Origin of the sequence: Kutzneria sp. NPDC051319, from assembly GCF_040682195.1 — a bacterium.
Lineage (GTDB): Bacteria > Actinomycetota > Actinomycetes > Mycobacteriales > Pseudonocardiaceae > Kutzneria.
Genome location: NZ_JBFBAM010000087.1, coordinates 17,176 through 36,977, shown reverse-complemented (window position 1 = coordinate 36,977; position 19,802 = coordinate 17,176). Strand labels below are relative to the sequence as shown.

20 protein-coding genes are annotated in these 19,802 nt (G+C 69.2%); 6 read left to right on the top strand and 14 right to left on the bottom strand.

The genetic code is table 11. The features are described from left to right. Window positions 1-88: 88 nt before the first annotated feature. Entirely contained in the window at window positions 89-1,228 is a 1,140-nt protein-coding gene (locus AB0M73_RS43910) for an acyltransferase (RefSeq protein ID WP_363904972.1), read from the bottom strand. Between the two features lie 159 nt (window positions 1,229-1,387). Here AB0M73_RS43910 and AB0M73_RS43905 point away from each other — a divergent pair, with 159 nt between their 5' ends. From AB0M73_RS43905 to AB0M73_RS43895, 3 genes are read left to right on the top strand one after another with little or no spacing between them, the layout of a single operon-like run. Continuing rightward, complete coding sequence (locus tag AB0M73_RS43905) at window positions 1,388-2,194, top strand: hypothetical protein (RefSeq protein WP_363904969.1); 807 nt, start codon at window positions 1,388-1,390, stop codon at window positions 2,192-2,194. 6 nt (window positions 2,195-2,200) lie between these two features. Then, on the top strand, window positions 2,201-2,902 hold the full coding sequence (locus tag AB0M73_RS43900) for a hypothetical protein (protein ID WP_363904967.1): 702 nt from the start codon (window positions 2,201-2,203) through the stop codon (window positions 2,900-2,902). Between the two features lies 1 nt (window position 2,903). Next, window positions 2,904-4,310 carry an O-antigen ligase family protein gene (locus AB0M73_RS43895; protein WP_363904964.1) on the top strand — a complete coding sequence of 469 codons (1,407 nt, stop codon included), beginning with the start codon at window positions 2,904-2,906 and terminating at the stop codon, window positions 4,308-4,310. Between the two features lie 108 nt (window positions 4,311-4,418). Here the strand turns inward: AB0M73_RS43895 and AB0M73_RS43890 are convergent, their stop codons facing one another. Then, a complete protein-coding gene (locus tag AB0M73_RS43890; RefSeq protein ID WP_363904961.1) occupies window positions 4,419-5,117 on the bottom strand; it encodes a hypothetical protein in 699 nt (232 codons plus the stop codon). A 97-nt stretch (window positions 5,118-5,214) separates the two neighbouring features. Between AB0M73_RS43890 and AB0M73_RS43885 the strand changes: the two genes are divergently transcribed. Continuing rightward, window positions 5,215-5,481, top strand: a complete 267-nt coding sequence (locus AB0M73_RS43885) for a hypothetical protein (RefSeq protein WP_363904958.1) — start codon at window positions 5,215-5,217, stop codon at window positions 5,479-5,481. On the opposite strand, the gene AB0M73_RS43880 is transcribed toward AB0M73_RS43885, so the two are convergent. The 9 genes from AB0M73_RS43880 to AB0M73_RS43840 form a co-directional block, all read right to left on the bottom strand. Beyond that, the gene (locus AB0M73_RS43880) at window positions 5,414-5,962 is read right to left on the bottom strand and encodes a dTDP-4-dehydrorhamnose 3,5-epimerase family protein (RefSeq protein WP_363904956.1); all 549 of its coding nucleotides are present in this window, start codon (window positions 5,960-5,962) and stop codon (window positions 5,414-5,416) included. The two genes, AB0M73_RS43885 and AB0M73_RS43880, sit on opposite strands and share 68 nt — an antisense overlap. A 16-nt stretch (window positions 5,963-5,978) precedes the next feature. After that, window positions 5,979-6,794 (bottom strand): glycosyltransferase, encoded by an 816-nt coding sequence (locus tag AB0M73_RS43875; RefSeq protein WP_363904953.1) that lies wholly within the window; start codon window positions 6,792-6,794, stop codon window positions 5,979-5,981. A 51-nt stretch (window positions 6,795-6,845) separates the two neighbouring features. Then, window positions 6,846-8,024, bottom strand: coding sequence for a glycosyltransferase family 4 protein (locus AB0M73_RS43870; protein ID WP_363904950.1), 1,179 nt, complete (start codon window positions 8,022-8,024; stop codon window positions 6,846-6,848). Continuing rightward, complete coding sequence (locus AB0M73_RS43865; RefSeq protein ID WP_363904947.1) at window positions 8,014-9,345, bottom strand: nucleotide sugar dehydrogenase; 1,332 nt, start codon at window positions 9,343-9,345, stop codon at window positions 8,014-8,016. The genes AB0M73_RS43870 and AB0M73_RS43865 overlap by 11 nt, the downstream gene beginning before the upstream one ends. 65 nt (window positions 9,346-9,410) lie before the next feature. Next, window positions 9,411-10,460: a GNAT family N-acetyltransferase gene (locus AB0M73_RS43860; RefSeq protein ID WP_363904944.1), complete on the bottom strand. Its 1,050-nt coding sequence runs from the start codon at window positions 10,458-10,460 to the stop codon at window positions 9,411-9,413. Continuing rightward, window positions 10,460-11,374: a glycosyltransferase family 2 protein gene (locus AB0M73_RS43855; RefSeq protein ID WP_043718449.1), complete on the bottom strand. Its 915-nt coding sequence runs from the start codon at window positions 11,372-11,374 to the stop codon at window positions 10,460-10,462. The genes AB0M73_RS43860 and AB0M73_RS43855 overlap by 1 nt, the downstream gene beginning before the upstream one ends. A 53-nt stretch (window positions 11,375-11,427) precedes the next feature. Continuing rightward, window positions 11,428-12,096, bottom strand: a complete 669-nt coding sequence (locus AB0M73_RS43850; RefSeq protein WP_363904941.1) for a polysaccharide deacetylase family protein — start codon at window positions 12,094-12,096, stop codon at window positions 11,428-11,430. A gap of 66 nt (window positions 12,097-12,162) precedes the next feature. Then, window positions 12,163-13,074, bottom strand: a complete 912-nt coding sequence (locus AB0M73_RS43845; protein ID WP_363904938.1) for an NAD-dependent epimerase/dehydratase family protein — start codon at window positions 13,072-13,074, stop codon at window positions 12,163-12,165. 1 nt (window position 13,075) lies between these two features. Then, a complete protein-coding gene (locus AB0M73_RS43840; protein ID WP_363904975.1) occupies window positions 13,076-14,443 on the bottom strand; it encodes a sugar transferase in 1,368 nt (455 codons plus the stop codon). A gap of 574 nt (window positions 14,444-15,017) precedes the next feature. Here AB0M73_RS43840 and AB0M73_RS43835 point away from each other — a divergent pair. Then, window positions 15,018-16,031, top strand: a complete 1,014-nt coding sequence (locus AB0M73_RS43835) for a hypothetical protein (RefSeq protein ID WP_363904935.1) — start codon at window positions 15,018-15,020, stop codon at window positions 16,029-16,031. On the opposite strand, the gene paaI is transcribed toward AB0M73_RS43835, so the two are convergent. The 3 genes from paaI to AB0M73_RS43820 all read right to left on the bottom strand — a co-directional run bounded on the left by paaI (window position 15,988) and on the right by AB0M73_RS43820 (window position 18,866). Next, the gene (paaI, locus tag AB0M73_RS43830; RefSeq protein WP_363904932.1) at window positions 15,988-16,359 is read right to left on the bottom strand and encodes a hydroxyphenylacetyl-CoA thioesterase PaaI; all 372 of its coding nucleotides are present in this window, start codon (window positions 16,357-16,359) and stop codon (window positions 15,988-15,990) included. The genes AB0M73_RS43835 and paaI overlap by 44 nt on opposite strands. 4 nt (window positions 16,360-16,363) lie before the next feature. After that, window positions 16,364-17,512 (bottom strand): helix-turn-helix domain-containing protein, encoded by a 1,149-nt coding sequence (locus tag AB0M73_RS43825; RefSeq protein WP_363904929.1) that lies wholly within the window; start codon window positions 17,510-17,512, stop codon window positions 16,364-16,366. 124 nt (window positions 17,513-17,636) lie between these two features. Further along, complete coding sequence (locus tag AB0M73_RS43820; protein ID WP_363904926.1) at window positions 17,637-18,866, bottom strand: DUF6801 domain-containing protein; 1,230 nt, start codon at window positions 18,864-18,866, stop codon at window positions 17,637-17,639. Between the two features lie 164 nt (window positions 18,867-19,030). Here AB0M73_RS43820 and AB0M73_RS43815 point away from each other — a divergent pair, with 164 nt between their 5' ends. Beyond that, on the top strand, window positions 19,031-19,765 hold the full coding sequence (locus AB0M73_RS43815; protein WP_363904923.1) for a DUF427 domain-containing protein: 735 nt from the start codon (window positions 19,031-19,033) through the stop codon (window positions 19,763-19,765). Window positions 19,766-19,802 lie beyond the last annotated feature (37 nt).

The following is a 19,802-nucleotide window of genomic DNA, read 5'->3' as shown; positions in this document are numbered from 1 at the left end:
GGACGCCTTACCTGCATGGCCGCATGCAGGTAAGGCGTCCTTCCCTGCGTTCAACGAGGGTAAGGCGTCCTTCCCTGCATGAAGGGGATCATTCCGTCGCCGGAACCGGTTCTTCGATCTTGGGCTTCGCGGCAACGGAGCCCTTCAGAGCGGCCCAGCTGCGGTGCTTGACGAAGGGGATCTCGAACAGGGCGGCGAAGCCGCGGGCGAAGGCGACGGTCACCGGGACGCAGATCAGGAGCATCACACCGAAGGCGCCGAGGCCGGTGCCGAAGAGAGGGCCGACGACGAAGGTGTAGGCCACGACGACGATGGGCGCGTGCGTGAGGTAGAGGCTGTAGGAGAACGAGCCCAGGCTGCGCATGGGGGCGGTGTCGAGCAGGCGTACCAGGGGCTTGGGCTGGCGGGTGGCGACGGCGACCAGCAGGAGTGCGACGGCGGGGCCGGCGGCGAGGTCGACCCAGAGGAAGTTGCTGGTGGTCCAGACGGGGCCCATGACCACGATGAGGGCGATCACCGGCACGACGGCGGCGAAGGCCCACCACTGCCAGCGGACGCGGTGCCACTTCTCCTGGGCGGAGACGATTCCGGCGGCCACGACACCGGCGGCGAAGAGGGCGGCGAACTGGGGCGTGAACCGCGTCAAAGCGTCCACAACGGACACATGAGGCGCCAGGGCGCCGATGAGCACGACAACTGCTGTTGTCACGCCGAGCATCACGGCGGCGCCGGCCCGACGCAGGGCCAACAACATGAGCGGGAACACGAAGTACAGCTGCGCCTCCACGGCGATGGACCAGAACGCGCCGTTGGGGCTGGGTGAACCGAAGACGTCCTGCAACAGGAACCCGTACAGCACAACGGACTTTCCGGTCGGCACGCCCTCGCCGGGCTGGGGCACGAGCGTCCAGGCGATGATCAGGCTGAACACCAGGGCGGGCCAGTACGGCGGCAGGATGCGCCAGGCCCGTCGACGGGCGAACTTGGCCTTGCTGTCCAGGCGCCACCCGTTGCGAGCGGGCGACACGGCCAGCGAGAAACCGGACAGCACGATGAACACGACCACGGCGAAATGCCCGTACAGCAGGAAACCCGTCCAGGCGGGCGCATGCGTCTCGGGAAAGCCGGGGAACGCCATCAGGTAGCTGTGGTGCAGCACCACGAACAGCGCCGCCAGTCCCCGGATGCCGTCCAGCCCGACGAGGCGGATGCGGCCGCTTGAGTCCATGCCCCTCACATCGCGCCCGCGCCCGCCCGCGTAACCGAACCCTCGGAGCAACGTGCACTGGTCCGAACGGCCCAGTCTGTAACAACAATTTGCAGGTCATCGATTGTTCGGATGCCGGCGGTCGCCGTGACCGGCGCTCACGGAACGGGGCAGGGGCCTATGGAATTCTGGAAATCCATGTGGGGTCTGCTACGCCGTCGCTACGTCGGCCCGCCGGTTGTTCTGCTGGCCGTGCTGGCCGCGGCGGTCACCTTCATCCTGGTGCCGACCCACTACGTGTCGCGAGCCTTCATGGTGTTGGCCACCCCGGCCGGCGGCGGCACGCTGTCCCTGGACCCGAGCAAGCCCACCGGCCTGACCAACCCGCTGCTGAACTTCAACGACGGCCTCAAGACCACCACCGGCATCCTGATCCAGGCCATGAACACCCCTCAGGCGCTGGCCGACCTGGGCGCGGGGCCGCACAGCGCCACCTCGATCGTGATCAACGACGGCACCAGCAGCCCGGATCTGCTCAGCAGCAGCCAGAACGGCCCGTTCGTGTACGTGGAGGGCGAGAGCACCTCGCCCGATGCCGCCAGCGCGGTCGTGAAGAAGGCTCAGGACCAGCTGCGCCAGGAGCTGGTGGCCCGGCAGAAGGCGTTGAACGCGCCGCCGATCACCTATCTGGCCATGGTTGACGTGATCTCGCCGACGGCGCCCGTCACCAAGATGACCCTCAAGCTTCAGCTCACCGGCGTGGCGCTGCTGCTCGTGCTCCTGCTGGGCCTCGGCGGCGCGTACGCCCGTGACCGGATGCGCGAGTCCCGCAAGCTGCGCGCGCCCGACAACGTGGCCGAGCTCACTCGCTCTCCCGGTGAGCTCGACCCACCGACCGTGCGGATCGCCCGGGCCAAGGACAAAGCCGTGCTGACCGTGCGCGGCACGCTGACCGACGGCCCTGACTCTCCACATGAGACGGTGTAGCCGGACATGGACTTCTGGCAGACGATGCTCGTGCTGTTCCGCCGCTGGTACGTCGCCCTGCCGGCGTTCCTCATCGCGGTCGGCGCCGCGGTCGGCATCTACCTGACGGTGCCGGTGACCTACACCTCCACCGCGGTGCTGGTGCTCGACCAGCCCCTGGCCGGCGGCAGCCTGCCCGCGCTGCCCACCGACAAGGGCACCGTCACCAACCCGCTGCTCAACTTCGACCAGGGGCTGAACAACGCGGCGGCGATCGTCATCCAGGCCCTGAACACGCCGGAGGTGGCCGCCGCGATGGGCGCGTCGCCGACCGGGGACCCCTCGTACAAGGTGACCAACGGCAGCACCAACCAGCAGGAGCAGATCGTCGCCGGCCCGTTCGTGTTCGTCGAGGGCGACAGCCGCAACCCGCAGGCCGCGCAGGACATCGCCAAGCGGTGCGTGGAGCGGGTCAAGCAGGAGCTGGCCGGGCGGCAGAAGGCGTTGAACGCGCCGGAGCAGACGTACATCACGCTCGACGTCGCCGTGCAGCCGACGACACCGGTTGCCCAGCGCGGCAACAAGACCAGGGCGGCGGCGATCGCCGTGCTGATGGGTGTCGTGGCCGCGCTGTGCGCCGCCTACAGCTTCGAAAGCTACTACCAGGCGCGTCGGCGCAAGTCCCCGGCTCATGAGCAGTCGCTCGTGGCCGCGTCGAGCGGCGCCTGACATGTCGACCGACTTCCTGCCGGGCAGCAAGACCCGGACGATGGCCGACGGGGCCACGCTGGTCTGCATCTTCGTCGCGGTGCTGATGCTGATACCCGCGCGGGCGGTTTTCAAGGGAATTCCGCTGTCGCTGACCCCCGGCAACGTGGCCGCGCTGTTCGCCGCCATCTGCTGGGCGTGCGCGCAGCTCACATTGACGCTCGGCATGGCCAAAGGGCGAACCCCGGTTCGCACCGGCATTTTCGTCTACGCGATAGCCGTGTTCTTCTCGTACGGGTACGCCAATTACGGGCCACTGCCGTCGGACGAGGTCAAGCTTTCCGACCACGCGCTGGTGCTGGTGATCGGCAACTGCGCCGTGGCGCTGATGATGAACGACGGTGTGCGGGGCCTCATCCGGCTCGACCGCGTGCTCAAGGCAGCGGTCGTGTGCGGCACCGGCGTTGCGATAGTGGGCTGCTGTCAGTTCATCCTGAAGTTGGACCTCACCCAGTACATGGTGTTGCCTGGCCTGCGATTCACGTCCGACGACGGCTTCGTCGAGACGCGCGAGGCGCTGGCCCGGGTGGCCGGCACCACCGGGCATCCCATCGAATTCGGCGTGTTGTGCGCGATGTTGCTGCCCCTGGCCTCGCATTTCGCCTTCCAGGCCAAGGGCCGCCGCGAACCCGTGCTGCGCTGGTGGATCTGTTGCGGCATCATCGCCGCCGGGCTCATGTTCTCCATCTCGCGATCGGCCGTGCTCGGTGTGTGCGGCGCCGGGCTGGTGCTGTTCATCGGCTGGCCGGCCAAGCGACGGTGGTACACCCTGTTGGTGGGGCTCGTTTTCCTCGGCATTATGAAGGTGGCCGTGCCGAGCCTTCTCGGGGCGCTGTACAACCTGTTCGCCAACATCGGCAACGACAGCAGCATTTCCCACCGGACCTATGCCTCGGCCGTGGCGGCCAAGCAGATCAGCCTGCATCCGCTGTTCGGGCACGGGCCGGGGACCTGGTATGCCGGCAAGCACGAGGTGTTCGACAACCAGTACATCCTGTCCACCGTGGAAACCGGTTTTGTCGGGGTGGCGGCCTTTGCCGGGATCTTCCTGTGCGCGTTCTACTCCGCGCTGCGGGCCCGGTATTTGAGCAAGGACCCCGGGGCACGGGATCTCGCGCTGACCATCTGCGCGAGCTTGGTGGCCCCGTTGATCGGGTCGGCGACGTTCGACCTGACCGCATTCGCCACGGTGACCGGGTTGACGTTCGTGTTGGTGGGGGCCTCGGGCTCGTTGTTGCGGACGGCCAAGCAGTTGGCGCCGCATGAGGACCAGTTCGGGGTGTTGTACTGGATTCGGTACCGCTGGGCCTGGTTGCGGGATGTGCTGGTCCGCCGTCGACGCCACGAAGCCGTGGCCGAGGTCGTGTAGTTGCCCGCGAACCACCGCGAGTCCCGCTGTCGGGCAGGCATGTGTTGAGTTCATGAGTGCCCGAGAGCGGGACTCGCGTTCTCTTCGGGCCTGGAGGTTGCCGGGTTCTCAGCCGTGGCAGGGGAGAGGGGCCACGGTGCCGGTGACGTTGTAGGCGCTGTCTATGGTGACCAAGGAGTTGTCGGACCACTGGATGGTGCCGCAGTCGGACTCCACGGGGCCGTAGACCCAGGACTTGTCGACCATGCGGTTGCCCCGCACGACCACCGTGCCGCCGGCGCCCTTGACCTGGATCGAGTACGTGCCGCCGGCCACCAGGTTGTTGGTCACCGACACGGTGTTGGTCAGGTCGGTGAGGAAGATGGGGGCGGTGATGTCCTTGGCGTCGCGCTGGTCGAGGGTGTTGTGGTCGAGCACGAGGTTGTGCCCGCCCTGGTAGCTCTGGATGCCGTCGGAATGGTCTCCGGGATTGGAACAGAGATGCACGTACGAGTCGTGGATCTCGATGTCGTTGCCGGAGTCGCGGAAACCGTCGCCGTGGTTGCGGATGAGCACACCGCGGGCGTAGAAGCTGCCCTCGCCGACGCCGGGCTGGGAATCGCAGCCGGCGGCGGGGCCGACGGTGGAGTCGACGATGGTGTACGAGTAGTCGACGTTCTCGTACTCGTCGGTGACGAAGCCGTCGATCTGGCTGTTGCGCACGGTGACGTTGTGCGCGGTGATGAGCAGGTTTCCGGGAATGTGCATGCCGTCGAGCACGGCGCCGTCCTGGCTCACCCGATACGCGTCGCCGGAATTGAGGGTCACGGCGGAAAGCTTGGTGCCACCGGGAACACCGGTGCACGAAGGCGTGGGATAGGCCGGGCAACGACCGCCGCCGCTGCGACCGGGCGGGGGAGCGGCCTTGGAAGTGGTGGAAGGCTTCGACGTCGTCGTCGACGAGGAGGTGGCGGACGACGAGGTGGTGCTGGAGGCAGCCGTGGTGCTGCTGACGGTGGTGTCGCTGGGGGTGGTGCTCACCGGGTCGGCCACGGGTGTCGACCCGGTGCAGGCTGTCAGGACCATCGCCGCCACCCCGATCACGGCGATGGGTAAGGCTTGTCTCATGGTGATCTCTCCAAAGTGGTCAGCAGCTGCGCCCACGACCCGGCGCCGGCATCGCGCGCGCTGACGGCGGTCACCGGGCGCGGCCAGGCGATGGCCAGGTCGGTGTCGTCGTAGCGGACGGCGATGTCCTCGGCGGGGTCGTGCTCGCGGTCGATCCGGTAGCAGACGTCGGCCAGGTCGGTCAGCGCCTGGAAGCCGTGCAGCAGGCCCGGCGGAACATATAGCGTCGCGAAGGTCTCGTCGTCGAGCAGGAACGACTCGATTCGCCCGAACGTGGAGGAGCCGGGCCGGGCGTCGACGAGGACGTCGTGCACGGCGCCGCGGGCGCAGCGCACGAGCTTGGCCTCGCCTCGGCCGCCGCGTCCGTGCATGCCGCGGATGGTGCCCAGGCGCGAGCGGGACTGGCTGTCCTGCAGGAAGTCCCCGACGCAGTGTTTCTCGCCGATGGCCAGGTCGAAGGTCCGGGTGAACAGGCCCCGGTCGTCCCGGTGGGGGGTGGGCACGAACAGCAGCACACCTTCGATGCCGGCTTCTTCCACACGCATCAGCAACCAGGTCCCGTCAACGGGTGCTCAGATCGGGCGACCACTCGACCTCGGCCTTGCGGCGCGCGAGGATCTTGTCGATCACGAGCACGGTGAGATAGCAGGCGGCGTCCACAAGGGACACCGACCGCCGGGTGATGAGCGAGCCGAGGGCGGTCAGCTTGAGCCGCCCCTCCGGCGCGGGCCGGCCCATCGCGGCCAGCTGCCGGTTGCCCTGGCGGACCCGCTTGCGCCGCCGCAGGTGGGCGCCCACGGTCCGCGCCGGCCGGACCACGGAGTGCGCCGACGGCACGACGACCCGCTCCAGCGGCGTGAACGACCGGTGCACCCAGCCGTCGTCGGAGATGACATCGGGCAGCGGGAACGCCTTGGCGTGTCCGTCCTTGGACAGCACGTACACGCCGACGCCGGCCAGCACCCGGCTCGGCGCAATCAGCCGATCGTGTACCCGGTGCACGCGCCGGGCGACGCGGCTGGCGCCGGACAGGTCCCACCGCGGCTCGGGCGCGCACGCCAGCACGCCGGGCCGCTCCAGCGCCGACACCAGCTCCCGCAGCGACTGCGTGGTGAGCTCGATGTCGGCGTCCAGGTACACGCGCGGGAAGTCCCGGCACGTGTCGTCGCCGAGGCGCAGGGCGTGCGCCTTGCCGCCGTACGGGGTCTCCACCACCCGCACTCCGTACTGCCGCGCCACGGCGGCGGTGTCGTCCGTGCAGGCGTTCGGCACGACGACAACGTCGAACTCTTCCTCGTCGGCCTCCGCGAGCAGGGTGCTCAGGCAGCGCCCGAGCACCGCCTGCTCGTTGTGGGCGGGGATGACAACACTGGTCATGGTGGTTCCACGGTGGTCACCGAAGCGGCGTCAGTCAAGCCGGGGGTCAGCTCAGGTCAGTGCCGCAGCGTACGCCGCCAGCAGGGCCTTGCGGGAGTTCTCCCACGACAGCGGGCCGGCCACCCGGGCCCGGCCCAGCTCGCCCATGCGCTTGCGCTCGGCCGGGTCGTCGAGCAGCTTGACCACGAGCTTGGCGAACTCGGACTCGTCGTTGGCCGCGGCGTACACCGCCGCCTCGTCGGCCGACACGCGCGCCTCGACCAGGTCGAAGGACACGATCGGCTTGGACATCGCCATGTACTCCATGATCTTGTTCATGGTGGAGACGTCGTTGAGCGGGTTGAGCGGGTCCGGCGCGAGGCACACGTCCGCGGCCGACAGGTAGCGCAGCAGGTCGGCGTCGCTGACCCGGCCGGTGAACTCGACCAGATCGTCGAGGCCGAGCTCGTGCGACAGGGCCACCATCTGGTCGAAGGTGTCGCCGCCGCCCATGAACACGGCGTGCCAGTCGGTGCGGCCGAGCTCGTCGCGCATGCGGGCCAACGACCGTAAGGCATAGTCGACGCCGTCCTGCGGGCCCATCACACCCAAGTAGCACAACAGGTGCGGCTTGCCCTTCTTCAGCTCCTCCTCCGGCGGCACCTCGTGGAAACGCTCCACCGCCGGCGCGCTGCGGACCACGAAGACCTTGCGCGCGTCCATGTCGCCCCGCTTGAGGGCCACCTGCCGGTAGCTCTCGTTGGTGGAGATCACCACGTCCGCCGCGCGGTACGTGGACCGCTCCAGCCGGCACACGCCGCGGTACAGGAAGTCCTCGCCGCGGTTGAACCGCGACAGGTACAGCTCCGGCACCAGGTCGTGCTGGTCGAAGATGAACTTCGCGCCGCCGCGCTTGAGCCAGCGCGCCACCAGGAACAGCAGGTCCGGCGGATTGCAGGCGTGCACCACGTCGACCGGCCCGATCTTGCGGGCCAGCCGGAAGGTGTGCCACACCGCGGCGCCGTACTCGAACAGATAGCCCTGGGGGCCGCCGGTCGCCGCCTTGAGCGGATACCGGTGGATCTTCACCCCGTCGATCTCGGCGTACGGTTCCCGGTCCTGTTTCGTCCCCTGTGGACAGATGACGTGCACGTCCCAGCCGGCGTCGCGCAGCGCCTTGCTCTCCTGCCACACGCGGCGGTCGAACGGGACGGACAGGTTCTCCACCAGGATGAGTGCTTTACCAGCCAAGGCCCACGTATCCAGGTCGTTCCCGGCGCAGCTCGGCGTCGGGAAGGCGGACGAGGTCGACGATGACGCGCTCGCCCGCAGCGTTGAATTGCTCTGGGGCAAGCGCTTCCAGGACGGCGTCGTCCCGGCATCCGATGACGCACACTTCGGAATGCGCCATCACCTCGGTGACGGAATTGCTGAGCAGCTCGCCGAGATGCGGCAGCCGACTCTCGATGTACTCGCGGTTCGCGCCCATCAGCCGTGACAGCGTCACGTTGGCGTCGTAGATGCGGAGGTCGTAGCCCTTGCCCAGCAGGCGCTCGGCCAGCTCGACCAACGGGCTCTCACGCAGGTCGTCGGTGCCGGGCTTGAAGGAAAGGCCGAACAGGCCGATTCGTCTTCGCCCGGTCGCGGCGATGAACTCGAAGGCGCGCTTGAGGTGTTCCTCGTTGGACGGCAGCACGTGCGACAGCAGCGGCACCGCCACGTCGGCCCGGCGTGCGGCGTACACCAGGCCGCGCAGGTCCTTGGGCAGGCACGAGCCGCCGAAGGCGAAGCCGGGCCGGAGATAGGCCGGGCTGACGTTGAGCTTGCGGTCGGCCAGGAACACGTCCATCACGCGGTGCGAGTCCACGTTCAGCGCGCGGGCCACCGAGCCGAGCTCGTTGGCGAAGGCGATCTTCAAGCCGTGGAAGGCGTTGTCCGCGTACTTGGTCATCTCGGCCACCGGCACCGGCACCCGGAACACCTCGCCCGGCAGGCCCTCGTACAGGGCGGCCACCACGTCGCCGCTGGCCGTGTCGAACTCGCCGATCACGGTCTTGGGCGGGTCGAAGAAGTCGCGGACGCTGGTGCCCTCGCGCAGGAACTCCGGGTTCACCGCGACGCCGAAGTCCACGCCGGCGGTCAGGCCGGAGGACTTCTCCAGTATCGGCAGCAACAGGTCCAGACAGGTGCCCGGCAACATGGTGCTGCGCAGGACCACGGTGTGCCGGCCGGTCTTGGCCGCCATGGCCGCGCCGATCTCCTCGCACACCCGTTCCAGGTAGACCGTGGACAGGCTGCCGTTGGGCGCCGACGGGGTGCCCACGCAGATCAGCGAGACGTCCGAGTCCGCGATCGCGACGGCCACGTCGGTGGTGGCCCGCAACGCCCCGCTGGCAACGACTTCCGCCGTCAGCTCGCCGATCCGCTCCTCCACCACCGGGGCCTTGCCCGCGGCGATCAGGTCCACCTTGACCTGGTTGACGTCCACGCCCACCACGCGGTGCCCCTGTCCGGCAAGACATGCCGCCGAGACGCAGCCCACGTAACCGAGCCCGAACACGCTGATCTTCATCTTGGGATGCCTCCATCGCGCTCGACGTGGGCGCGCCCCTTTGATCGGGGGAGGCGGCCACCCCGTTACCTCCCGAGGTTCCGCAACCCTCGCACCACTCGGCGCAATCCCGGTGCCAGCGGGGAGTTCTTGGCCCCCGCTACCACGGCATCGCCCAGTTTGCGCAGGGCCAGGCGGCTGGAACTACGGGTGACGATTCCTTGACACACGGTGGAATCGCCGGTCTTGGCCCGGCGCTTGTACTCGTCGTCGCCGCGGCCCAGATCGATCCGGTCGATGCCCAGCGAGGGCGCGGCGATGGTGAGCTCGCGCAGCAGCATCCAGCCCGGGGCGAGCTTCGAGTGCTCGGGGGCGTACACCGGAAACCACCAGTGCAGCACGGAATCCGCGCGGATGCCGAAGTGAGCGGCGATCAAGTTCTCGCCCGCGTGCAGGGTCGACAGGATGCCGCCGAAGTCCCGGCCCCGAGTATGGAGCAAGCGGCGCAAGAGGTCGAGCCGATCGGGCTCCGCGAAGAAGTCCCTTGCGCCGGTTGCCCGATACTGGTCGCGCTTGAGTTCCACCAGTTGGCGCAACAGGTCCTCGTCGACCACGTCGACCTGGAACTTGACCGGCCCCAGCTCGCGCTCGGCCTTGGCGGTCCGCCGCCGGGCCTGGGACATGTTGTCCCGCCCCGACTTCGTCGCCCGGGCGAGGTAGCCGTCCAGTCCGCCGCTCACGTCGACGTACGGCGACACCCGCCGCGACTGGATCCACGGCTCGAACTCACCGACGCCGTCCACCAGGTGGTCGAACTCGAACGACCTGACGCCGCCGGAGAGCAGACCCAATGGCGAGAAGGACTCCCCGGCCTGCACGATCGGCCCCTGGAAGTCGGCGCCGGGCCACCCGACCGGCCGCAGCGTCGATCCCTCACGGTGACCGGGCAGCAACGCTCGGATCTCGCCGGAGCCGTCCTCGTCCACCGCGACGTGCACGGTGCGTCCGCTTTCGTGCACGGCGGCGGCAAAACCGGGATGGAAGTACGGGCTGTCCAGCGCCGGGTTGCCGGCCCGCAACCGGTGCCACGCGTCGAGTTCACGCTGCCCCAGCGCGTCGAACGTCAGCCAGCGCATCAGCCGGCCAGGCTCTGGATGCGGCGGGACGGTCGCAGCAGCGCGGCGACCGAGGCCTTGGCGGTCGGTCGGCCGGCCAGCGCGCGTGCGGATTCCCCCAGTACGACAGCGAAGTAGTAGGCAACGCCCGGCACGAAACCGCGGCGGCGACGGAACAGCTTCACCCTGTTCACTGTCAACAACGCGGCGAGCATGGGGTTGGTGTCGGCGTCGCCGCCGATGTGCTCGATGACGGCTGTCGGCTCATACCACAGCGACCAGCCGCGGTCGGCCGCCCGGAGCGCGAACTCCGTCTCCTCGCTGTAGAGGAGGAAGGACTCGTCCCAGGGGCCGGTCTGTAGCAAGGCGTTCACGGAGATGAGCATCGCCGCCCCGGTCGCCCACACGGCCGGCGCCGGCCGCTCGTACTCACGGGGATCGGTGACGAGCTCGCCCAGGGTGCCGATGCGCCCGGCCCTGGTGCCGCCGATCACCGCTTCCGCCCACGCTCTACCCACAGTGGGCATGCGCCGCAAGGAAGGTTGCAGGGATCCATCCGGATTGACCAGCCGCGGCACGGCAATCCCGCAACCAGGCACTGTGAGTGCCTCCTGCAACGCCGCCAGCCCGCCGGCGGTGAGCCGGCAGTCGGGGTTGATCACCAGCACGGAGTCCAAGGTGGCCAGGTCCAGTTCGTTGACGCCGGCGTTGATGCCGGCGGCGTAACCGGCGTTCCGACCGATTTGGACGGTCCTCATCGGAAGGTCGGTGAACGACGCGGCCAGCTCCAGTGTGCCGTCGCGGGAGGCGTTGTCGACCACGACAACGTCGGTGAGATCGACACCCTCGGCTCCGCCCGCCAACGAGCGTAGGCAGTCGCCCAGCACGTGCGCGCTGTTGTACGTGACGACCACGATCGCGGTCCGTGCCCTCATGTGCACGTCATCGTGCGCCGATCAGCACGCGTTACCGTTGTGGGGCAACCGCATCAGCCGCGCATCCGCTTCACCGCGCGTGCGGCCGTTCGGCGGACACGCAAGGGCAGGGAGGGTTTCCCGGTCAACACCTCGTGGGCCCAGGCGGCCTGGATGTCGTGGTGCAGGCTGTTGCGGGCCTGCAGCCACGAATCGGCGTCGGCCCCGCCACCGTCGCTCGTGTAGACCCGCTGCACGCCGGCCGTCTTCAGGCGTCGCAGCACATGTCGGTCGTAGGAGCCGAACGGGATCGCCACCTCGGTGATCGGGTTTTCGGTCAGCTCGGTCAGCACCCGGGTGGCGTGGGCGATCTCCTCGACGGCCTGCTCGTCGGTCAGCCGCCGCCAGTCGCGGTGGGCCCAGCCGTGCGAGCCGATCCGCATGCCGGCGCCCTGGATCTCGCGCACGTCCGAGCGGTCGAGCCGGCCGGGCTCACCCAGGAGCCCGGCCAGCACGAAGAAGTCCGCCTTCAGCCCGCGTTCCACCAGGCGGGGCAACGCGATCTCGACGTCGGAGACGTTGCCGTCGTCGAAGGTGAGCCGCACGTGGGGCTTGCCCATGGCCGCGTCGAGCACCTGCTCGAACTGCTCGACGCTGACCCAGGTCTTGTCCTCATCCGGCTCCATCAGTCGGTCGGTCGGACCGATCCCGTGCACGGTCAGATTGACGACCGAGACAGACATGACTCGTCCCCACCTCCAGCGAACCGTTCCGGTTGTGGGGAATATCGGACGTAACGGCTGTTTTCGTTACAGGGCAGCGGAATAATAGTCGGCCGTACGGCGTAGGCCGGTCTCCAGGTCCACCTGCGGGCGCCAGCCGAGCACACCCGCCGCGTCCTCGATGTCGGCCACCTGCGCGTGGTCGAGCGGACGGTCCGCGATGGCCCCGTACCGCGGCTGCTGGTTCGCGCCGATGATCTTGGCCAGCAACTCGATGGTGTCCCTGATCGACAGCTGGCTGCCCGAGGCGATGTCGAACACCCGCCCCGGCGCCTGCTCGCAGACCGCCGCGGCCAGGAACGCCTCGACCACGTCGTCGACGTAGACCCAGTCCACCATGCGGGTGCCGCTGGTCAGCTCCGGCGACTCCCCGCGCAGCAATGCCGTTGTCACGTACGGGATCAGCTTGCGCACGTCCCGCTGCCCGGGTCCGTAGACCATGCCGATGCGCAACGTCGTCACGGGCACGTCCCACAGCTCGTGGAACATCCGCGCGTAACCGGAGACGGCCCATTTCGCCACCGCGTACGGGGAGGACGCCACCGCGGCGCCGTCCTCGGCTCGCGGCTCCTCCACGGATCCGGCCAGCACCAGCCGTCCGGACGGCGCCCAGTCGGCGACGGCCGTCAGCAGGTTCACCGCGCTGTCGAGATTGCTGGTCAGCGTGGGCCGGACCATGCGCACCTCGCGCGCGCCGGTGACCTCGCTGGCCAAGTGGAACACCACATCCGGTTGCGCGGCGCGGACCACCGAGCTGACCTGGTCGGCGTCGCAGAGATCCGCGACATGCCAGGTCTGCCCGCCGTCCACGTGCGCCCGGACCTTCCTGCTCACCGCGTGCACCACCGCGCCGAGCTCGGTGAGCCTGCTCACCAGATGGGAGCCGATGAACCCGGTCGCCCCGGTCACCAGCGCCCTGACCCCCAGCCAGCCGCCCACCTCAGTACGCCCCCTGACCGCTGAAGACCGCTCGCACGGTCTTCCACAGGATGATCGCGTCGAGGGCCAGCGACCAGTCCTCCACGTAGCGCAGATCCAGTCGCAGCGCCTCCTCCCACGGCAGGTCGCTGCGCCCGCTGATCTGCCACAGCCCGGTCAGGCCCGGCTTGACCAGCAGTCGCCGCCCCGCGTCGGAGCCGTACTGCTCGACCTCGTGCGGCAGCGGCGGCCGCGGCCCGACCAGCGACATCGCGCCGGTGAGCACGTTGATCAGCTGCGGCAGCTCGTCGAGCGAGTACCGCCGCAGCAGCCGGCCCGGGCTGGTGATCCGAGGGTCCTGGCGCATCTTGAACAGCGGCCCCGCGCCCTGGTTGCTGGCCCGCAGCTCGTCCAGCAACGCGTCGGCATTGACCACCATCGTGCGGAACTTCCACATGGTGAACGGTTTTCCGCTGTGGCCGATCCGCTTCTGCCGGAACAGCACCGGGCCGCCGTCGTCGATCTTGACGAGCACGGCGATGGCCAGCAGCACCGGGGCCAGCATGGTCAGCAGCACCAGCGCGCCGACCCGGTCGACGATGCTCTTGATCACCCGCTTGGCCCGGCCGAAAGTGGGCGCCTGCACCCGCAGCAGCGGCATGCCGACCACGCCGGACACGTGCAGCCGCGGCCCGGCCAGCTCCATCAGCACCGGCGCGACCACGAGCTCGGACTCGGTGTCCTCCAGCTCCCAGGCCAGCCGCTGCAGCTGGCGCGGCGTCCAATAGGGATCCGCGGCCACGGCGACGACCCGATAGCCACCCGGTTGTGCCCGTTCGGTCAGGTCCCCGAGCGCGCCGACCACCGGCACGCCGGCGATCTCCTGCGTGCCGTCCAGGCCGTAGCCGTCCGGCGTGCACACGGCCTCGACCCGCCAGCCGTTGTGCGGCTCCTTGCGCGTGCGGGCGATCAGATCGGCCGCCCACTCCACACTTCCGGCCGCCATCACCGGCAGCAGGCACTCACCCTTGCCCCGTCTGCTGTGCAGCAGCCTACGCAGCAGATAGCGGCCGGGGAAAGCGATTGCCCCGACCGCCGGAACCACGAAGAACACCCATAACCGCAGGTGCGTCAGCTCGAAGGCGACGCCGGCCACCGACAGTGTCACTGCGGTGGCGACGAGCGCCTTGCCGAGTCTTCGGAACTCCTCGGCGCCCTGGCCCAGGATCTTGGGATCCCAGGCCCGGTTCGCGGGCAGTGCGGCAACCACTATGAGTAGAGCGGCGACGCTGACCAGCCGCGGCAGCTGGCCGAGGTAGTCCGGCAGTTCCCGTCCGATCAGGACGGTGGCCAGGAGCGTGGCGGCCGCGGTGGCCAGCACGTCGGACATGATCACAGCGGTGCGGTACCGGCTCTCCCACACGGTCAGTGGCGACCGGTGGTGCCGGTGCCGGCCGTGGAACCGGGTGGTCGTGACGGCCAACAGGTGCGAGTGTTCGGGCGGCAGCAGTGCCATGCTGGGGGTCCCCCTCGGTTGCCCTCTCATACACATTCCCTTGTGCAGGACCGACTGCGACGACCTCGCGCCGGCGAGGGCGCTACGTCAACTGTGATGGATCAGGAGAAAGAGGTGGACGTCCACGATCCTTCTCGGGTTTCGCGGCTGCCTCGTTACAGCGGCTCTTTCGCTTTGCTGGCAACACATCCCCGACAATCACTCGCCCGAGGGAACGGCTGAGCTGTTAAGCGCATCGACGTTGCTGCGTTTGCCGTAGCGACCCTCGTGTCAATTACCGGCAGTGACAACAGCTCCGGCGGTGTGGTCGCGGATTGGGCTGAACGGCGGCATAACCCGGGAGGGGGCGCCGTAGTTGAACCGGGTGCGGCCCCACGGGGTCGTAACGTCGGGGCCCCGGGCTCGATGTGCGGGGCATCTGACGGCTCTAGTGGAGTGGAGTGCCGGTATGCGCGTCACCTTCGTGTGTCCGACACCGGTTGTCGGTGCGCAGGTGATCCAGGGATATGCCGACGAGTTGGCGGCCCGTGGCCACGAGATCAGCGTGGTCCGGCTGCGGGACAGGCTCGGGCTGCGGGTGCCCGGCTGGTCGCGCAGGGGACGCGGGCCGTCCTCGGTGCGGGTCGTGACGACCGCACGGCTGTCCCCGGACGCCGTGCCCGACGGGGATGTCGTGCTGGCGACCGATGCCAGCACGTCGAAGCTGCTGCCCGAGTTGTCCGACCGCCACGGTCGGGCAGGGCAGCTGGTTCAGTCCCGTGAGCAGTGGGGGGCGGACCCTGAACTACGACTGGCCGTGCCCAAGATCGCCACGTCGGAGCGCCTCGCCGGCGTCCTGAATGGACTCGGTGTGCCCAGCTCCGCCGTGACAGTCGTGTCGCAGGGGCTCAACCTCGCGGTCTTCCGGCCGCCACATCCGGCGCTACCGCGCGGGCACCGGGTGAGTGTGCTGGTCGAACCGGACTCCGGGGCGGCGACCGCGCTGGAGGCGTTGGAACGGACCCGGGCCTTGTTGCCCACGATGGAGGTCACCGCCTTCGGCTCCGGTCGCCGCCCGGAGCAGCTCCCCAGCTGGATCCGCTATCTGAGGTCGCTGCCCACCTACGAGCTGGTGCGCCAGGTGTACCAGCGCGACGCCGTCCACCTGGGAACCGCGGCCAGCGCGGCCCGGGCGATGGCGTGCGGCTCGGCGGTGGTCGGCGTCCGCGGCGGCGCCCTGTCCGACTTCGCCGAGCACGACCGGGACAGCCTGCTGGTCGAGCCGGACGACGCCAACGCGATGGCGGAGTCGCTGGTCGCGCTGATGCTGGACCGCGAACTGCGCACCCGGCTGGTGGCCGGGGGTTTCCACACCGCGTCGGCCATGGACAGCGAGGACTCGGTCGTGGCGCTGGAGAAGGCGCTGCGCGGGTGGACGCTCAGCTCCCAGTCTGTCGGCTCTGCCCGCGAAACTCCGCGATGACGACGCCGTCCGCTCGGCTGACCGTCACGTCGTAGATGCCGTTTCGGCCAAAACGATCGCGTTCGGTCGCCCTTGCGACGAGTTCGTCCCCCAGCACGGCCGGCCGCAGGAAGGTCACCTGACCCGACTGGGCGACGGTGACGGGCCCGTAGCTGTTGCAGGCATAGGCGAACGCGGTGTCGGCGAGCAGGAACACGTAACCGCCATGGGCGATGTCGTGGCCGTTGAGCATCTGCTCGGTGACGGTCATGGTCGCGGTGGCGGCGCCGGGCTCGTCCTGTCGGATGACGATGCCCAGGGCCTTGCTGGCGTGGTCGCGGTCGTACACCCGGTCAACGATGCCGCAGCGCGATCTCCAGTTCCAGCCGGCGGACCGGGTCGTGGATGCGGTCGCCGACGAGCTGGTCGATCTGGTGCATGCGGTAGCGGACGGTCTGCGGGTGCACGCTGAGCCGTGCGGCGATGTCGTTGACGCCGCCGCGCGTGTCCAGCCAGGCCAGCAGCGTGGCCTTCAGCCGCTCGCGCTGCTTGGCCGTGAGGTCGTCGAACGGGGCGAGGCTGCGGCGGCCGAGCTCGTCGAGCAGGAACTCGTCGGCGTGGCACAGCAGCGTGAGCAGGTGGTCGTCACAGCGGACGATCGGGCCGTCGATGACGCCCCGTTTCGCCAGCGCCACGGCCCGTCGCGCCAGCTTCAGCGACTGCCGGGCCTGGCTCAGCGGCACGGTCGGGCCCACCGCCAGCGCCAGCGGGCGGGCCAGGCTGCGGCCCAGCAGCCGGACGGCCCGGTCGGGATCGGCGGCGAGGACGCAGCCGCCATCGGTCAGGCAGTCCGGGGCGTGGGGCGCGGGCGTGTCCTCGGCCAAGGCGATCATGGCGGCCTGGGCCGGTAGCGGCCAGTCGGCGGCCATCGCCTGCGCCTCAATCGATTCCGTAGGGCTCGGCGGGTCGGCGAGGATCAGTCGCAGCAACTCCGCCCGCTGGCGCCCGCCGCCGGCCTCGGCCCGCCGCTGCGCGTCCGCGTAGCCCTCGACGGCCACTCGGCACAGCTCGTCGACGTAGGCGAAGATCGCCTCCGCGGTGAGCAGCAGCACCTCCGGCGGGATGCCGAGCTCGCGGCCGGCCTTGGACAGGTTGCGCCAGGCGGCGCGGGCCCCGACCCGGACCGCCGTCTGCATCGACTCGGTGGTGCGGCCCTCGGTGAACTCCACCCGGCCGACGTAACGGAACCAGGCCGTCCACTCCTGGGACGACACCTGGGGATTGCCGACGCTGTCGAAGCAGTGCACGATCGCCCGCTCCACCCCGCCCACCAGCACCTGGCCGAATTTGCCGCGCAGCGGCCGGGCATAGGCCGGCACGGACCGCTGGATCTCGTGCACGACCTCGCGGGCCAGTCGGCCGGCATAGGGTCGGAAGCGGGCCCCGAGATGGCTGGGCAGCCGGGCCCACAGCTGGTTCGCGTCAGTGCGGACAGCCGTCATGGCCTCGACGATACGGTCGCGTGTCAAAAAGATTCTGAATTCTTGTCACGGATGGAGCATATTTCGGCGGGAATTTATAGGGGGCTGACAGGGAAGGCCGCCCGACGGCGGCCCTCCCTCGTGCTCAACTCGCTTTCAGGGTGAGATCGATAGTGTTGCCGGGGCCGGTGGCCAGTGCGCTGATGAACGGGGTGAACGGGCCGCAGCCGGTGAGCGGGGCGAGGGCGTAGTCGCCGCCCAGGGTGCCGCCCTTGAGCACGTCGAAGCCGGGGCCGGAGGTCATCTCGACCACCGACGGCCGGCTGGTGCCGCAGGCCGCGGACCGGCTGATGGGCAGGCCGAACACGCTGATCTGCGGCATCTTCACGGTCAGCTTCGAGGTCGCGTCCAAGGCGCCGTTGGCCACCGCGCCGGTGGTCGGACCCTGGGGCTGAAAGGCGATCTTGGTGGTGACCGGGATGAAGCCGAACATGGCGAACCGGGCGCTGGTCGGGTCCAGGGCCAGATCGGCGGTGTACTTACTCGTGCCCAGGTCGAGTTTGGCGGTGATGCCGCCGCGGATCGGCACCGTGCTGTGCAGGCGCTTGATCTCCGAGCTGCCCTTGATCGCGTAGCTGTAGGTGATGGTGCCGGGGGCCGCGGTGGTCGTGGTCGTCGGCTTCGTCGTTGTGGTCGTCGTGGTTGTTGTTGTGGGCGGGGGAGTTGTGGTTGTGGTCGTCGTCGGGGGCGGAGTGGTTGTCGTGGTCGGCGGCGGGCCGTCAGCGACCTGGAAGCTGATCAGCTGCGCGTCCTGGCCCGGGTTGAGCGTGCAGTCCGAGGTGAAGGTGCCGAGGCCGGTCGGTGTGCCGTCGGCCTTCTTCGGCGTGAGCGTGGTGGAGAAACCGCCGACCGTCACGGTCGTGGTGCCGGCCTTGGTGATCGTCGCCGTCGGCACCGGGCCGGAGGCCACCGTGTCGAAGGCGCCGGAGTCCGGCACCGGCGTCGACGGGATCACCAGGCCGGGAATGGTGATGTCCAGCGGCGTGCCGGCCTCGTTCAGCGTCACGCCGGCCTGCGCGGAGCCCTCGATCGTCTTGGCCCCGACCAACGCCAGCCCCTGCGTGGCGGTGGGCGGAACCGTTGCCGTGGCCGAGAAATCCGTCGTCACGAGATCGCCGCCGACCGTGGCCGGCGCGGCCATGCTCGCCTGGATCCGGACGTTGAGCGTCTGGTTGCCGATCAGCGGGAAGGGACACGTGAACGCCAGCGTCTTGTCCACCGGGGTGGATGCGGCCGACGACACGCCCGCGCCGACGGCAAGGCCCGTCAGCACGAGCGCGGCCGCCGTGGCCACCCCCAATGTTCGATGATTCACAGCCGTCCTTCTTTCGTGTGTTCACACGCGATTGGAGAACGCGTTTGCCCGAAGCTAATGAGGGCGTTCCTGGTCGGCAAGAACGGCTGTGAAAGTTGCGGCCCGCTGACAGATTTGCCCGGTGCGGAATTGCTCACGCCGTGACAAGAACCTAGGCTCCTGTCGTGACGCACGACTACCCCTCGGCGCCGGTGCAGGCCGGCCACAGCGAGCCCGTGCCGCGACGGGTGCGGGCCGTCCTCGGCGGCCGGACGGTCTTCGACACCACCAACGCCCGTTACGTCTGGGAATGGCCGTTCTATCCCCAGTACTACATCCCGCTGGCCGACATCGACGCCGCGCTGCTCGTGGACGAGGACCGCGAGCAGCACCTGCGGCACGGGGTGGCCCGCCGGCACGGGCTGCCCGGAAAGCCCGGCGCCGCCCACGTGTTCTCCGACGGCCTGGTCAAGTTCGACTGGGACGCCTTGGATTCCTGGTTCGAGGAGGACGAGGAGATCTTCGTCCACCCCCGCAACCCGTACACCCGGGTCGACGCGCTGCGGTCCACCCGCACCGTCCGGGTCGAGCTGGACGGCGTGGTGCTGGCCGAATCCTCGTCGCCGGTGATGGTCTTCGAGACGGGGCTGCCCACCCGCTACTACCTCAACCGCACCGAGGTGGACTTCGCCCACCTGGTGCCGTCGTCGACCGAGACCGCCTGCCCGTACAAGGGGCGGACCACCGGGTACTGGTCGGTGCGGACCGGCTCCGGGGTGCACCCGGATCTGGCCTGGTGCTACGACTTCCCGACCCGGCAGCTGCTGCCCATCGCCGGCATGGTCGCCTTCTACAACGAGAAGGTCGACATCTTCGTGGACGGTGTCGAGCTGGAGCGGCCGGCCACGCACTTCTCGTAGTGCTTCCGTAAGGGTTTTCCGGGCCTCCGTGCGGCTA